A 14,536-nucleotide genomic window follows, 5' to 3' on the forward strand; every position below is an offset into this window, starting at 1 on the left:
CACCAACCCGGCGTCACGCAGCCACTCGATTTGCTGGCAGCGGTGCAGGGACGCTTCGTCTCACTCAATGGCAAAACGCTCGACCAGTTGAAAGACCAGCATTTTCCCCGAAGATTGCTCGAGAACGCGGAATTGAGCTGGGCGGACACACCACCTGCGGGTGACAAAGTGACCCAGGGTAAATGGTGGACCGATGCCAATGCTGCTGAAATTGCAATCGGCGATGGTACGGCGCAGCGGTTGCATCTCGGCCTGGGCTCCGCAGTGGAGATCGCCATCGGTGGACGCGTGCACGCACTGAAAGTGGCAGCGCTTTACAAGGCTGACGGGCAACACATCGGTGCCCGCGTCGCGTTCATGCTCCCTTCCGGCCAACTCAAAGACGAGCAGGCAACATGGTACGGTGGCGCACACATTGATCCCAAGCAGGTTGCCATGATGGAGCGAGCGCTCTTTGCCGCCTATCCAACGGTAACGGTCATCAACATTGCCGATGTTCTGGACCGCATTGAGAGTGTCGTCGACCAGATCACCTTTGTCGTGCGATTTCTTGCCGGCTTTTCGATTCTTGCGGGTCTTATGATCCTGGCGTCCAGCATTGCCAGCGCGCGCTTCCGCCGGATGCGCGAAGCCGTCGTGCTGAAGACGCTTGGCGCAACCCGCATGCGCATTGTCCGTACGTTCAGCGTCGAATTCAGTGTGCTTGGGCTGCTCGCAGGCTCAGTCGGAGTAGTGTTTGCAAACCTGCTTACGCGCGTATTGCTGCGCAGGCTTGAAGTGAGCTTTCATATCGATTGGTATGCCACGGCCATCGCGCTCGTGGGAACGGCGATCCTAGCCACGGGGACGGGCTGGATCGCGAGCTTCCGCATTCTCGGACTGCGCCCGCTCGAGGTCCTGCGCGAAGAATAGTTCTCCCAAACCGCGCGATGTTTGACCCTATAAAAGTTTGCTCGTATGATGAAAAGGTCGGCCTTCCACCACCAGACTCTCTGTTACGGCCCAGACAGGGCGGCCGCGGGAAAGCCAAATTCAGTTATTGCCCGTTCGTTCAACGGTAGGACAGCTGCCTCTGGAGCAGCATATCGGGGTTCGAATCCCTGACGGGCAGCCAATACCCACACCTCACCGACCCTCCTCGCACTTCCCCGAACTCTCCGAGATGGCTTAAAATATCTGATAATAAGCGATTTATGTAAATAATCTCGGTGCATAGTGGTCCGTTGACGTGCGCTTCAAGCCAGTTTTATCTGCGGGTATAATTGCGGGTATCGTTGCCTGGAAGTGTGGGTACCGAACAAAATCTGCCAGCTGGAGGCTTCCAGTATGCGACTTACCACAAAAGCGAGGGGGCCCAGCCCACGCCGGGAATCGTCGCACACGCATCAAGGCCAAGCGCACCACGTCGGTTTCCGAGCCTTGACGCGCGTGCGATCCAGCCATCTATCCGGGGCTGAGCCAGAAGTACAAGCAACAGCATCGACGAAAGAAAAGGATCTGCACCGAAGCGGATCCGAAAGGTCCATCTGGCGAAGGATAGATGATCTTCTAGTTTCACTCTTGCGTGAGCCGCCCCTTGCCTGTTTCAGTCCGGACGGTAATTGCACGTTCTCATCATTACCGATCGCAGCGGAGCCTTAGGAAAGGTGGCCCTGCAAAACCGGCCATAGAGATTGGCTATTGATCGCCCCCAAACTCGTTTTCTATTGGAGTGATTGTGCCGAAGAGGCCATCCTGCTCATCATTGAGGCCCGCAGCGAAGAAGAGCGTTGTTGCGGGACCAGAAGTGCCTCCGCTAGCGAACCCAATACCCCAGAGCCCATTGATCGCAATCGGCGCATTATTGGCATCCTGCAGCCAACCTTTGAACGACCCGGTAACGGGATCGAATACGAGAATGTGGCCGCTGCCGAACTGGCCCACCAGAATGTCGTGACTGTAGATGCCGAAATCGGTGGGAGCCTGTGCAAGGCCCCAGGGGGCGTTGAACCATTTGCCCGATTCAAGGCGATGCAGCAGACGACCGGTGGGAGAGAAGACATCGACATAGCCAAGGCCGGCGCCGTCGACCTCATCGTGTTTGGCACCGTCCTGCTTGGCGAAGGCTACGTAGAGGTTGCCGCCAATGTTCTGGACGTTGAAGGGTGCGAATCCGTGGGGAACGCGCTCGTCTCTGAAGGCATTCCCATGCAGTGAGATGGCATGGAAGTTCGTGTCATAGACATTGATGCGCGCCTTGCGAAAGTCGGCCACGTAGAGATAGTTCGTCGATCCCATGCGCGGATCATCGATGGTTGCGACGGCCATTCCTTTGAAGACTGAAGCGCTGTGGGTGTTGACCTTGACCACGGCAGACGTGGCCTGCACGCCCGGATTCCAACCCGAAACCGTGCCGTCCTCTGTGACGAATAGGAAGAGGGCTGGCTTGCCGGGAGCAATCTGGAAATCCTGACTGCCATTGAACATCTGACCCGTGGGGGTGCCGGTGCCACTGTCGGCTGCGGGAATGGTGACGACCAGAGGTATCGCCGAGCCGGTGCCGGAGTACAAGGTGGAAACGCCTGTTCCGTTGTCAGAAACCCACCACGGCGATGTAGAACTACGCGAGAGACCCCACGGGTTCACGAGGTTTGCATCCGTTGCAGCCGCCATGCCGGGGAGGTCGGATATGAGATTCGTCTGTTTATAGTGCTGCGCTGGTTGCGCGAGGAGTGGGGAAGCGGAGAGCAGGGCGAGGCAAGTGATCCTCACGCCCTGGAAGAGGGCTTGTGCGCGTGTGGTCATCATGGAACTCCTTTTGAACGGATTGTCTGATGGACCCGAGGCTGAGGGAGGGATCCAGCGCTCCATCACCATAGAGCGGGCGAGTTGAGCTACTTGTCAGGGAATTGTCATCAGGTGGTCATTGCATTTTATTGCCGGAGCGCGGGCCGACGCGCTGAATCACCACTGCAGGTAGTGTCTGAATTATGCGTTGAGTGAGCATCAGGCAACGTACGTTTCGCTACCTTTTCGCCAAATTGAGTATTTGCGGATGGTACGCAGTGCCGCAGACCCCCACTAGTCTATTGACTAGGGTTGCGGAGTCGATGGATACTACGCATCCAACCCCTTAGGCGAGGAAGTCAACCGATGTCCGTTGTCGCGAGCGTAAAAGTCTATGACGGCGTAGTGCTTGGCGCGGAGAGTATGACCCAGCTCTACATGAACGTCGACGGACAGCAACAATGGGTCAAGTCGTATGAAAATGCGCAGAAGATTTTCCAACTAGGTGATCTGCCTGTTGGGGTTTTGACCTACGGTGCTGGCAATATCGGCAAGCGATCTGTTGAGAGTTTCGTTCGGGAATTCAGCCGATCCCAGCCAGCCGAAGCAACTGCGCCAACCGACGTTGACCAAATAAGTCGCAACTTTCACGCATTCATGCGGCAACAACACACTGGCGCATTTGGAGAAATGGCACCGGAACAACAGCCAATGATGGGATTTATGGTCGCTGGGTATTCTACCAACGAACACTTGGCTTCAGAGTGGGAATTCATCTTACCCAAGGACCCGGAACCTAAGAGGGTACGACCAGTAGATGAAATAGGTGCCTCTTGGCGAGGAGTCCACGTACCTTTTTCGCGTTTGATGTTTGGGATCGACCCAACGTACGAGACATCTCTTCTTCAGGTTGGTGCCACCGCAGAGGAGATTCAGCGACTGACAAATATAGTTCAGTCGGGAACGACGCGAATAGCTTTCGACGGAATGCCCCTTCAAGGTGCGATTGGTTGCTGCCGATTCATCATTCAAACGACCATCGGATGGTGCACGTATGCGCTCGGCGCGCCGCTCTGTGGGGGGCCGATTAAATTGGCCACAATCACACCCGGCGGATTTGAATGGATCACACGCCCGAAGTCTCACATCGAGGGAGATCATTATGCAGCCTCACATTCTCACTAACAATTCGCTTCAGAATCTCGGGACAGCAACGCTCACAAGGCCAAATATGGTGGGTAATCTTTCTGTCGAACACCCCACGGTGGAACAAATGAACGAGGCTATCTCGCAAGGTCAGAATGGTTCGCTCCAGCGGGATCGAGGAGAGCCTGCTTTTGGCGTTCATATTCGCCAGGCTGCGGACGTAATCCGCAGGATGGTTAGATGAGCAAAAAATGAATATTGACCGCAGAGACTTGCCGCTACTTTACCGGATGTTTCTGTCTACGATTATTCTGTTGCTCTGTTTCTATATGCTCACCAGTTCGCAAGTGCCCCCTGATTACACCAAATAGGCTTTTGGCATGATTGGCGTCGTCGTTGGCTATTGGCTCAAGTGAGTAGTTCTCCAATTGTCCACACATGGGAAGCAATCCCCGATTCCATTGCGGGTGTGACGCGTAGCGTTTTGTGAACGCGGCAAAAGTTATAGTAAGCGAACCACAGAGAATATGCGGCTTCTAGATGACTCCAGCGCTTAGAAAAGCAGTTGGTGAGTCGGGTCATCCGGCGCATTCCCATACGAACGCTTAAATTCTGCCGCTCGATGTGCGACGTGCAAATCCGGCTTCTGACCGGCCTTCCCATGATCTCGACTGGGACTGAATCCACGACTTCAGCCGGGCTGTAACGCTGTTCGCCATCTCGGGGCGTTCCATAGACTTTGATTAATTGGGCAAAGTCAACCCGATCTCTTAGCAGCATCTTGACGGCGCTCACATAGGGGCCGAATCCATCGCTGGTTAGCTGGTAGCGCTCGCGCGAAGTGGCATAGGCCAGCTTGCCGATAAATGCGTCTGTGGCCTTTGCGTTGCGCTTGCCGAGGTGATAGGCGAGTACCAGTTTCGTGTTCCGCTCCATTCCGATGAAGCAGTACGCATCGCCAACTTCGGGGCCATCGTCGTCTGACTTATGACCTTCCTTCTTTTGGACAAATCCCCAAATCTCGTCTACCTCCACGTCCTTGACTGTGAGGTTCTGAATCCTGGAAACCATCAGCGAGTTGCAACGATCTCCGGCCTTGACCAGGAGGCTCATGATTGTATTGCGATCTAATCCGGTGATTCTTTCCGTGCTCCTGATGCTGTTTCCTTCTAGGAGCAATTGCAGCGCAAGCACAGCGCGATCTTGAGAGATGTACATCGTACCCAGCGTCCGCTCGTGCGATTCCGTATACGTTTTGCGGCATTGCGGGCAGCGGAACCGGCGCAGACCATTGCGATGTTTCCCGAATCGCTGGCAATCAACCTTGCACTCTGAGCACCGCATCTCGGATTGGGCTACGTTCATCATGGATAAATAATACAGCAAGCGCTCGCTGTTTGTCAACGCAGAAAATGTGCTAGTGTTTGGAGTGCGGACGGTGGGACTCGAACCCACAATCCCCGGCAGGAGAAGCGGTTTTAGAGACCGCTGTGTTTACCGTTTCACCACGTCCGCAGGACAAGGGGAGCACTCAAATGCTCCCCTTTCGTGTCTTTATGCGCGGGGTGGTCCACGGTTGTGGATTGCTTCGTTCTCCATGTCCGCGACTATCGCGCAGTCTGATTGGAGAAGTCAGCGCAATCTCAACTGAAAGGTTTGGCATATTTCGTGGAAGGCATTTGCAAAGTATGGCAAAGTTTGGCAATGTTACTGCGGAAGTTGTTGAACTGAAAGGCCTAGACTTTCGGCTAGCTTTTTGATGGTCGATGGGTATGGCGTTCTTTTTCCCTTTAAATAATCATCGGCTGTATGAAATGCGACATCCGAGTTTGTCGCCCACTCAAATATCGACCAGCCATTTTTGGCTAGTAGGGGCTCAACCACCGCTTTCCGCCGCGTAGCACGGTTCTCCTTTTCGTTGAGTTGATGGCGAGTAGGAGAAGCACGCATTTGTTCCTGCACTTCAGGCGGCGGCGGAGGCGGCGAGAATGGCAGAGGGGGAGCCAAGCGCTGCTTAATTGTGCCTGCGAGAGCATCGCGCATCGTGGAAAGGATCTCGTCTGGCGTAACACCGTGATGGGTGAAACTGCGGCTCTGTAGTGCTCCCTGCTCCTCGATCTTGTTTAACGTTTGCGATACTCGTTCGACGACCCTCTCGCTCAGATCCTCCAGCCATTTTCGAAGTTGCGGAGCGCCGGGATAGACCTGAGATTCAACGATGAAGAGATTCCTAGCGTATTCGCTTACCACCCATCGAAACTTAACCGGCTCTTTCGGGGCGGGGGGATTCAGCTTATTCCGTCGCGGATTGTACTCATCCTCGCCGTAATGCATGGACGCCTGAAATACCCAGAGGCTCAGCCAAAACATTTCGTCAACCTTATTCTGGGCGGTCTCAATGACGAGTTCTTGCTCTAGGGTGAGGACAGGACGATCAGTGTTTCCCATTCGCTCCCTTGCTTCAGGCGCGAAGGAGCATTACGATGGAGGGTATCCAGCCGCTTCATCGAAATGCCCCGGCCTCGCGCCGGGCTTTTCGTTTTGTGACTGGCTAGATTTTACTAGGGTTCTTTGCGCGGACGCCCGCCAGCGCGAGTTTTGCGCTTTGCGGCAAGCTGGCGGAAGTATTCAGGACCACGTTTCGCTGTCACCGACCCACCTTTTGCGCCTAGCAGCGCAGCGGCGGGAAGCTTAGATTGATTCAGCAAATCATCCGTGAGCGCTCGGGCGGCATTCAAGAGTTCGCGGCATCTCGCCGTTCGCTCATTGCCAAGCGTGGAGAGGTTCGCGTCCAACTGGCCTAGCAATCGCTTCAGTGTCGTCAGCTCCCGTGGTTTCATAATGTCCACGATACTACGAAAGCAAGCGGTTGCTGTTTTCGCGTCAACGCACTTTTAAGACACTACCACCACTGCATGCGCATTTATATCAGTGTGTTACTGTCCTATACGCCAGGGAGAGGTAGTGGACCAGTTCTTCAATTGTGCAATTGCCCACTCGTTTGACTTGCCTGTGTGACAGGAGGTGCAGGGATTGGGGATTCCGAACTGCTGGGTCAGGCGCGGAGAGATGAATCGGAAAGTGTGGCTGCTTACATCGTTGTTCCCGAGCGTCTGCGCAATTTTCGGCATATGGCAAGCAGTGCATTCGCTGCCCGCGCTTTTGGCAGCGTGATGGGTATGCTCATTGACCGTTCCCTTCAGTCCTGCAGGATTAGAGCGAGTGTGACAACCGAGACAAAGCGCATTGCCGGTGACGATGAGATTGGATCGATTGGCATTGCTGTGAACCTGGTGGCAATCGAAGCATCGCATGCCGCGGTGGTACATGGTGCTTTGGACAAAATCATTCCCCTGCATGCGATTTTTGTGCGCTGATGCATCCTGCCAGAAATAGAAGTCCTGCGTGCCGAGGCGTGGTATTTCCAGATTCCAGACGTCGGCAAGCCTTTGTCCTGGAACATAGCCAACGGGCCAGTCTACATATTTGCCATCCACAGGAAGTTGCGAGGGGCGACCCTGGCTGTGGCATTGAATGCAAACGTCAGTTGCGCGAACGGGATCGAGCTTTTCGGGATTGACGATGTTGGAGGCGGTGGGATGAGCGACGTGTTTGCTGCCCGGACCGTGGCACTTTTCGCATCCCACATTCCACTCGGTCACCTGCATGGTTTGCAGGTTGTAGTTCACCGAGTGACAACCATCGCAGGTGGGTCCGGTGGGACGATCTTCATTTGGCTTGGGATAAAACTCGACCCACCAGTCAGCGCCATCGGGCACGTGGTATGGGAGCCACTTCTGATTCTTGATGTCCCATTGTGCAGGCAGGGGGTAATAACCGTCTCCCTGTCTGGCGAAATAGCGCTGCTTCCACCGGCTGCCATAGACGAGTGCGACCTGGCTGAGTTCGAAAGGGCGGTTTGGATCGGCGTGCTGAAAATCGCCAAGAACCGCTTCGGGATGCAGCTTCGGATCACGGACGACGTTCGCCATTCGTGTCTGCTTCCAGCCGTCGTATTCCTTCAGGTGGCATTTGCGACAGCTTTCCGATCCCGTAAAACGCGGGTTGTTTTGCTGGGCGATGGCGGCGCGAATCGAGAGCACGAGCAACGCAGAGAGGCAAATGGCAAAGGGGAGGCGCGGCATCCGAGATCCTTTGCGACAGCTTAAAGAACCTTTGCAGTTTGTACCAAACTTTCTTTCGCATCTGCCTATCTGACAATCAAATGACAATCGCCTGACCCATAGCTGACACTTGTCTCCGCTGCCACGCATAGTTTCGAGAAGTGACGTTTTGGACGGGAAACAAATGAGGCGGCAGCTCTCCAACACAATCTACGGGCTGCTGGATTATGGGGCTTATCCGATAGGCATGCTCGCGGTAGCTCCGGTGATTCTGCGCAACCTTGGGGTCTCACAATACGGCGTGTGGACCGTTGCTAGTTCCGTGGTGAGTTTCGGTTCGATTGTGGCGTCGGGTTTCGGGGATGCGAATATCCAGAAGGTCGCGACCCAAAGGGGAGATGGTTGCAGGCCGCAGTTGCTCCGGGTGGTGCGGGCGGCGATGGGCATCCATGTCGTGCTCGGCATCTGCATGGGCCTGGTGATCTGGGCGATGGCGCCGATGCTGGCCGATCGCATCGCGGGCAATGACAGGCAGTTGATCCAGACGTGCTTCTCGTGCATCCGGATTGCGGCCGTTTTCGTTGTGATCAGGGCGGTTGAGACTGTTTGTATCAGCACGCAGAGAGCATTTGAACGATACGGAGCGGCAGTAAGAATCAGCATTGCCGCCAGATTTCTAGGGCTTGCAGGTGCGGCAATTCTGGCAATGTTCACACGAAGTGTCGTAAATATCATGGCGCTGACGGCGGCGCTGGCAGCGGTAGCCTTGGTCGCGCAGTACATTCGGTTGCGACAGCTGTTAAAGGCGAATCTTCTGCCATCTTTCGATCTGGAAATAAGCCGCGATCTGCTTCAATTCGGCGTTTTCACGTGGTTGAGTGCGGCAGCGGGAGTGGTGTTCAGCCAAGGGGACCGGCTGATCGGCGGAGCGTCGATGGGAGCTTCGGCGGTTGTGGCTTATGCTCTTTGCGCACAGATTTCGCAGCCGGTGTATGGCCTAACGGCTTCGGGTCTGCACTTTCTGTTTCCCTATCTGGCAATCCGGCAACGGACGTCAACTCCAACGGAGCTGAGGAGGATTGTGAAGCGCGCTTTTGCGGCGAATGCAGTTCTTGTGCTGATCGGAACTGGAACGCTACTGACCGGTTCCAATTGGATTCTGCACCTGTTGGCCAATGATGCGGTTGCGTCAGCGTGCGCCTTGCTGCTGCCGAGTGTGCTTGCGGGTTCGGCACTGGCTGCGCTCAGCGTGACCGGGGTGTACGCCATGTTTGCGCTGGGGCGGGTACAGTTCGTCGCATTGACCAATGTTGGCGGAGCTCTCGCAGGCGCCGGCGTGGTTGCGTATTTTGTGCATGGTTTCGGGGTAAAGGCGATTATCGCCGGCCGCTTCGCGTTTGCGCTCGTGGCGTTGCTGGTTTACGTTCCGTTGTTGCGGGAGTTGCGGATCGGTTCGATCCGGGTCGATGGCCTTGCAGCGAACGGGCCAGCTGTGGAGGAGGCATGACTCCACGAGCCAACAACCTGGCAAGAGCTACTTCAAATCAAATCGAATCCGAGTTGGATGTGGGCCTGAAGCAGGCGCGTGAGACACATTCGAGGGGCACCGAAGAAAGACTGCGTGCTGACGTACTCGGTGTTCGCGTAGAGGCGCTAGACATGTCGATGGCAATGGCACTCATCGCCACCGCACTTGCTGAGCGGCGCAAAGGGTATGTGTGCATGGCGGGCGTACACGGGATCATGGAGGCACAGCGGGATCCGGAGGTGAGAAGAGCTTTTGCAAATGCGTTTCTGTCGCTCCCCGATGGAATGCCAACAGTCTGGGTTGGGCGATCGCAGGGACTGGAGAGGATGCAGAGGGTGGCCGGTCCGGATCTGATGCTTGAGGTGTTTGGGAACAGAGAACTCGCAGGGTTCACGCATTTCCTCTACGGAGGAAAAGTCGGTGTGGCACAAGCGCTATCGGCTAATTTGATGCGGCGTTTCCCTTGGACTCGCGTAGTCGGCACCTATACTCCGGCTTTTCGCGAACTGACGGCTGATGAAGAGCAGGGACTGATTGCCAGGGTTCGCAGGCTGAAGCCTTCGATCATCTGGGTTGGCATCAGCAGTCCCCGGCAGGAGATGTTCATGAATCGATATCTTCCGGTGCTGGATACCACGCTGATGTTTGGCGTGGGGGCCGCATTCGACTTTCACACGGGGCGGATCAGGGATTGCGCGGACTGGATCAAACGCGCCGGCTTGCAATGGCTGCATCGGCTCATTCAGAATCCACGACATCTTTTGTGGCGCTATCTCCGGAATAATCCGGCCTTCGTTTGGCGAATCGCTTTGCAGATAGCGGGCTTCAGAAACACCACTATGGCGGATTCCATCGACCAGGAAAAGCGGCCATGGCTTTGTGAGTCCACGTCGGACCTGTAGTGACCGCACCGTCTGTCAGTAGGGAGACTTTCCGTCGCGATCGTAGGGCTGGCCGTACATGTTGGAGTGGGGCTCGGATTTAATCAGGATGGATGGGGCTTCGACTAGACCAAGATCACCGGATTCCCGTGTGAGGTGAACTCGCCGCGTCATACGATTCAGGTCGGGTTGCGAAGCGCCTTCGATCCAGATGTGCATTTCGTAATCGCCGGCCGGAACATTGGGAATCTGAAATTCACCGTGCCGATCGGCGACGCTGTAGAGACTGGTCGAGAGCGTGAGGATAACGGCGCTCATCTCGGGATGAATGTTGCAGAAGATGTACGAGACACCCTCGCGCGAAAATGTGACTGACTTTGTGGAACCAGCTTCATAGAGGCCTAGGTCAAATCGCTTTCCATCGAAGAGCGAGAAGACGTTGTGAAAGAAAGGATCGGCGTTCGGGAACTGCACCGAACTGCCCACCGGGATCACGAGTAGATGAGGCTTGAACATGCGGTTCTTCTGAAGCAGCGTGTACGCCTTGGTAGGCGGGAAAGGATCTGGCGGCGTGCCCTCAAGCGGTTTGAACCAGACGACGGCAGCGGGGAGCGCGTGCCGGGCTGATCCTTTCGGAATTGCAAGCCGCAAGTGCACGTCGATGGGTGCTGGAGTTTGCGCGTTCGCCGCGATGGCGGCCGTGGCAAGAAGCAGAGTGGCGCAGAGCCAGTGTCGCAGTCGCGCCATTAGAACCGATACCCCGTTGCAATTCCGATAATGTCGCCGGTCGCGCTGTATTCGGTGACAGGAGAGCTTTGAAGGTGGCGATATTCCATGGAGAACATGAGATATGCACTCGGTTTGTAGATCACGTTGCCTGTATAGGTAAGGTTGCGTGCGAGGTTCAGGTAATACGCAACATTATTTCCTGCATAGGGCCTGAGTTCCGAGGCTGGAACCTGGTCAGTTCCGATTGCTGCGTTGAACTCCAGGTGTTCGTTCGTGCGTTGTTTGATCTGGGCCCATCCGCCATAGTCGTGCAGGTTTTGGAATGAGAATCCGGCGACTGGGTCGTAACTGTAGACGTAATCTTTGAATGCACCGCCACCGAGACCGCCGAGAGCCTCGCCAGCATATCCGCTTCCGCTGAGTTCTGCGCGGCCGGGGAGAGGAATGCGGTAGTCGAACGTGCCGGCCCAGGAATTGAATCGGTTGCCCCCAGGTGTGCGATGAGGAGCGAAAAGACCGCCGAACCCGAGCTGGATTCCAGTGTCTTCTGCGCCACCCACGAATGCGATTCTGCCTTCCGCTCCTGGCCAGCGGCTGTTTTCAGCTGTAGTGGGGCTGACAACGCCGGAGGACAAACTTGAGTTGGCATAGATCTGCGGCGGGTTCATTACATCGATGAGGGCAGCCTGGATGCGGAGACGTTGAGAGGCGGCGAAAGGAAGATCACTGCTAACGCCGATCTGAGGATTCCACGTCCACAGGTTGCCAGACCATCCCAGGGCGGGAAGGGCGACCGCGGTGAGTGAGGTGGGCGTGTTTGGCGCAACGATCGGGTGATCGAGTGAAAAGAATACTTGCGAGTGGTCCCAGCTGAGATCCGCATGGGCTGTGCGCAGTCGAACGAGACCCCCTGCGTATGCATTCGCTCCGCCGCCGCTGGAGAGCGCAGCGCCATCGAAATCGATACGGACGTCAGCGTGGGTTCGAGCATTGAAGAGATGCGGTCCCCGCGCATCGAAGCCCAGCACGGTCTGGCGCATTGAGGCACCGGTGCTACCCGATCCAGAGATAACCATGGAGGGCGTGACGGGATCGTCTACCTGCGAGGTATTTACGAAACCGGTGAGGAGAACCTGGCCGCTAAGCTTAACCGGATACTTTGATTCGCTTTCGACCTTCGACTGCTCGTGTGTGGCGATCTGCGTTTCTGCAATCGACTGTTGCTCACGGATCTGCGCGACGGCAGCGGCGAGTTGCGCAGCGGCTGCGGGCTGTGCCTCGTCCTTGTGAAATTCCGCGAGCTGCTGTTGCACGACTGCCAATTGCGCTCGAAGTTGCTCCAATTCGTGCTGCGACTGCTCAAGCTGCTTTTGGGTCTGACTCATCGCTTCCGTGAGCCGCTGCACTTTCGACGCAAGGCTCTCATCATTTCCGGATTGTGCACCGGCGATCAGCGTTGTTGCGGAAAGGATCAAACCCAAAACAAAGAGATGCGAGGCTCTTATATCGAGGCGATCGTGAATTGCGGATGCGTTGTGCTGGCTCATCCCGCTGCCCACCTTTTCTGAGCGGCGCCTTCAGACGCCGCATGCTGAATGGTTCCTCGGGCGATTGTCATTCGGAAGATCGTCTCGCCGGGACCCGTCGCCACGAGAACGACCTCTCCACCGTGTTCAGCGGCAATGCAATGTGCGAGTGTGAGCCCAAGGCCGGAGCCTTTCTGCTTTCCCTCGCTTACAAAAGGTTGGAACAGGCTGGTGCGGATATTCTCGGGGACACCTGGGCCGTTGTCCTGCACTTCGATGATGATCATTCCATCCTGAACATCCACTCGCGCCTGAACTTGGCCTTCATTCTGGCCGGTACGCGCCGATTGGCACGCATTGAGGAGGAGGTTGTAGATCGCTCGCTCGACCTGCTTGCCGTCGGCGAGTGCGTCCGTCTCCGTCGGTTCGCAGTACCTGGCATTCAGCTGAATACCTGCGGCGTCGGGATGTGCGCGAAGCAGTGTCAATGCGCGCTCGAGTAACGTAGCGACGAGCTCATGCGATCGTCGAACAGCGGCGCCCGTGCGGCTGAAGATCAGCATTGACTCGATGAGTTCGGTAGTTCCGTGCACCGCTGTTCGAATATCGGAAAGGATCTCGGTCCTTTCATGTTCCGAAAGCGGCGAAGAGGCCAGAAACTCCGAATTGGCGTAGACGCTGGCAAGGTAATGGCGAAGGTCGTGGGAGACGGAACTGGCCATCCGACCGATGGTGGCAAGGCGCTCGGACTCAAGGAGAGCTTGATTAGTGCGCAGAATCTCGTCGCGCATTCGTGCAAACGCGAGGCTCAGTTCGCGGACTTCGCGCGTACCATCGCTGGGAAGCAGGTGCGCGCTGTCTCCAACACCGAAGGCGCGAACGCCGGTGGCCAGATCTTCGAGCGGTCGAGTCACGATCGTGGAGAGCCAGACCATCAGAAGGGTTCCGACAACCAATGCCAGGAAGCCGGCGAAAAGAACCAGGCGATCGATCTGGTGAATGGACTTTTCGGCCTGATCGAACGATTTGAGCACGACAAGCTGAAGTGGAACCTGCGCGAAGGCACTTAGATCACGGGTAGCGGCAATGAAACGCTGGTTGCCCAGCGTGAGCGATACCGGCGCATCTGGTTCGCGTTGCGCAATGGCGGGAAGAGTTGTCATTGCGCGCAAAGTTGACTCATCGAGGGTACTGGCGAGCGAGCGGCTCTGGCTTAGGAACACGGCCTCAACTGCAGTGGCTTGGCTGATCTGGCGCAGAAGATCGGGGCCTATCACAAATCCACTGATTACGTAACCGAGCAGAACACCGTCCTTGTCTCTTCCGAAATAGAGCGGGCGGACCGAACAGGCATAAAGACGGCCGGAACTAACGAGATAGCGCGGCGTGGGAGTCTGGAAGAGTGCCGGCAGATCGCGGGTGACCGACGAGGTGTCAGGCAGGTCTTTCGCATAGGCTGCCATCACCGTTCCGCGGTTGTCTGCCAAGGCGAAGAGATCGCTCTCGCTGATCTTCCAAAACTCGACGCCCGCATCTTCGATGGTGGGCTTGTCGCTGGTGGTCATCAGCGCCTTAAGGCGGGGTTCTTCGGCGATGAGAGCGTTCTGCCGCTCGAGCGCATTCAGCCTCTGGGCCTCCAGATTCTGGAAGGTAGCGACGGAGTGTGTGAGATCTTTGCTGAGGTCTTGCGTGACCTGAATCTCAAGCTGATGACGAACAATCAGCAGACTGCCGAAGGTGGCGCCCGCAATGATCAGTGCCACCGCGGCCACAAGCAGCATGCGGGTGCGAATCCCTCTTTTCTCTCCCATGCACGCTACTCCTGATTGGATCGGA

General features: G+C 56.2%; 11 protein-coding genes and 1 tRNA gene. 5 read left to right on the plus strand and 7 right to left on the minus strand.

Annotated elements, in window-relative coordinates; all coding sequences use genetic code 11:
• Positions 1–912 (plus strand): ABC transporter permease (locus WCA10_RS20010; protein WP_472824289.1); only part of this gene is annotated, 912 nt, incomplete at its 5' end.
• Positions 913–1,040: 128 nt separating this feature from the next.
• A tRNA-Gln gene (locus WCA10_RS20015) sits at positions 1,041–1,114 on the plus strand.
• A 563-nt stretch (positions 1,115–1,677) separates the two neighbouring features.
• Here WCA10_RS20015 and WCA10_RS20020 read toward each other — a convergent pair.
• The gene (locus WCA10_RS20020; protein ID WP_472824290.1) at positions 1,678–2,787 is read right to left on the minus strand and encodes a TIGR03118 family protein; all 1,110 of its coding nucleotides are present in this window, start codon (positions 2,785–2,787) and stop codon (positions 1,678–1,680) included.
• 345 nt (positions 2,788–3,132) lie between these two features.
• Between WCA10_RS20020 and WCA10_RS20025 the strand changes: the two genes are divergently transcribed.
• Positions 3,133–3,951 carry a hypothetical protein gene (locus tag WCA10_RS20025; RefSeq protein ID WP_472824291.1) on the plus strand — a complete coding sequence of 273 codons (819 nt, stop codon included), beginning with the start codon at positions 3,133–3,135 and terminating at the stop codon, positions 3,949–3,951.
• 369 nt (positions 3,952–4,320) lie between these two features.
• Here WCA10_RS20025 and WCA10_RS20030 read toward each other — a convergent pair whose 3' ends face one another.
• The 3 genes from WCA10_RS20030 to WCA10_RS20040 all read right to left on the minus strand — a co-directional run bounded on the left by WCA10_RS20030 (position 4,321) and on the right by WCA10_RS20040 (position 8,057).
• A complete protein-coding gene (locus WCA10_RS20030) occupies positions 4,321–5,025 on the minus strand; it encodes an IS1 family transposase (RefSeq protein ID WP_472824292.1) in 705 nt (234 codons plus the stop codon).
• Between the two features lie 594 nt (positions 5,026–5,619).
• Complete coding sequence (locus WCA10_RS20035; RefSeq protein WP_472824293.1) at positions 5,620–6,360, minus strand: hypothetical protein; 741 nt, start codon at positions 6,358–6,360, stop codon at positions 5,620–5,622.
• A gap of 488 nt (positions 6,361–6,848) precedes the next feature.
• The gene (locus tag WCA10_RS20040; protein ID WP_472824294.1) at positions 6,849–8,057 is read right to left on the minus strand and encodes a cytochrome c3 family protein; all 1,209 of its coding nucleotides are present in this window, start codon (positions 8,055–8,057) and stop codon (positions 6,849–6,851) included.
• 163 nt (positions 8,058–8,220) lie between these two features.
• On the opposite strand from WCA10_RS20040, the gene WCA10_RS20045 reads away from it, so the two are divergent.
• Positions 8,221–9,543, plus strand: a complete 1,323-nt coding sequence (locus WCA10_RS20045) for a lipopolysaccharide biosynthesis protein (protein ID WP_472824295.1) — start codon at positions 8,221–8,223, stop codon at positions 9,541–9,543.
• Complete coding sequence (locus tag WCA10_RS20050) at positions 9,540–10,466, plus strand: WecB/TagA/CpsF family glycosyltransferase (RefSeq protein WP_472824296.1); 927 nt, start codon at positions 9,540–9,542, stop codon at positions 10,464–10,466. Before WCA10_RS20045 ends, WCA10_RS20050 begins: the two co-directional genes overlap by 4 nt.
• 15 nt (positions 10,467–10,481) lie before the next feature.
• Here the strand turns inward: WCA10_RS20050 and WCA10_RS20055 are convergent, their stop codons facing one another.
• From WCA10_RS20055 to WCA10_RS20065, 3 genes are read right to left on the minus strand one after another with little or no spacing between them, the layout of a single operon-like run.
• Positions 10,482–11,192: a hypothetical protein gene (locus tag WCA10_RS20055; RefSeq protein WP_472824297.1), complete on the minus strand. Its 711-nt coding sequence runs from the start codon at positions 11,190–11,192 to the stop codon at positions 10,482–10,484.
• A complete protein-coding gene (locus WCA10_RS20060; RefSeq protein WP_472824298.1) occupies positions 11,192–12,721 on the minus strand; it encodes a hypothetical protein in 1,530 nt (509 codons plus the stop codon). The genes WCA10_RS20055 and WCA10_RS20060 overlap by 1 nt, the downstream gene beginning before the upstream one ends.
• Complete coding sequence (locus WCA10_RS20065) at positions 12,718–14,511, minus strand: ATP-binding protein (RefSeq protein WP_472824299.1); 1,794 nt, start codon at positions 14,509–14,511, stop codon at positions 12,718–12,720. Before WCA10_RS20065 ends, WCA10_RS20060 begins: the two co-directional genes overlap by 4 nt.
• Between the last annotated feature and the right edge of the window lie 25 nt (positions 14,512–14,536).

The sequence above is a fragment of the Occallatibacter sp. genome, from assembly GCF_049582745.1.
Lineage (GTDB): Bacteria > Acidobacteriota > Terriglobia > Terriglobales > Acidobacteriaceae > Telmatobacter.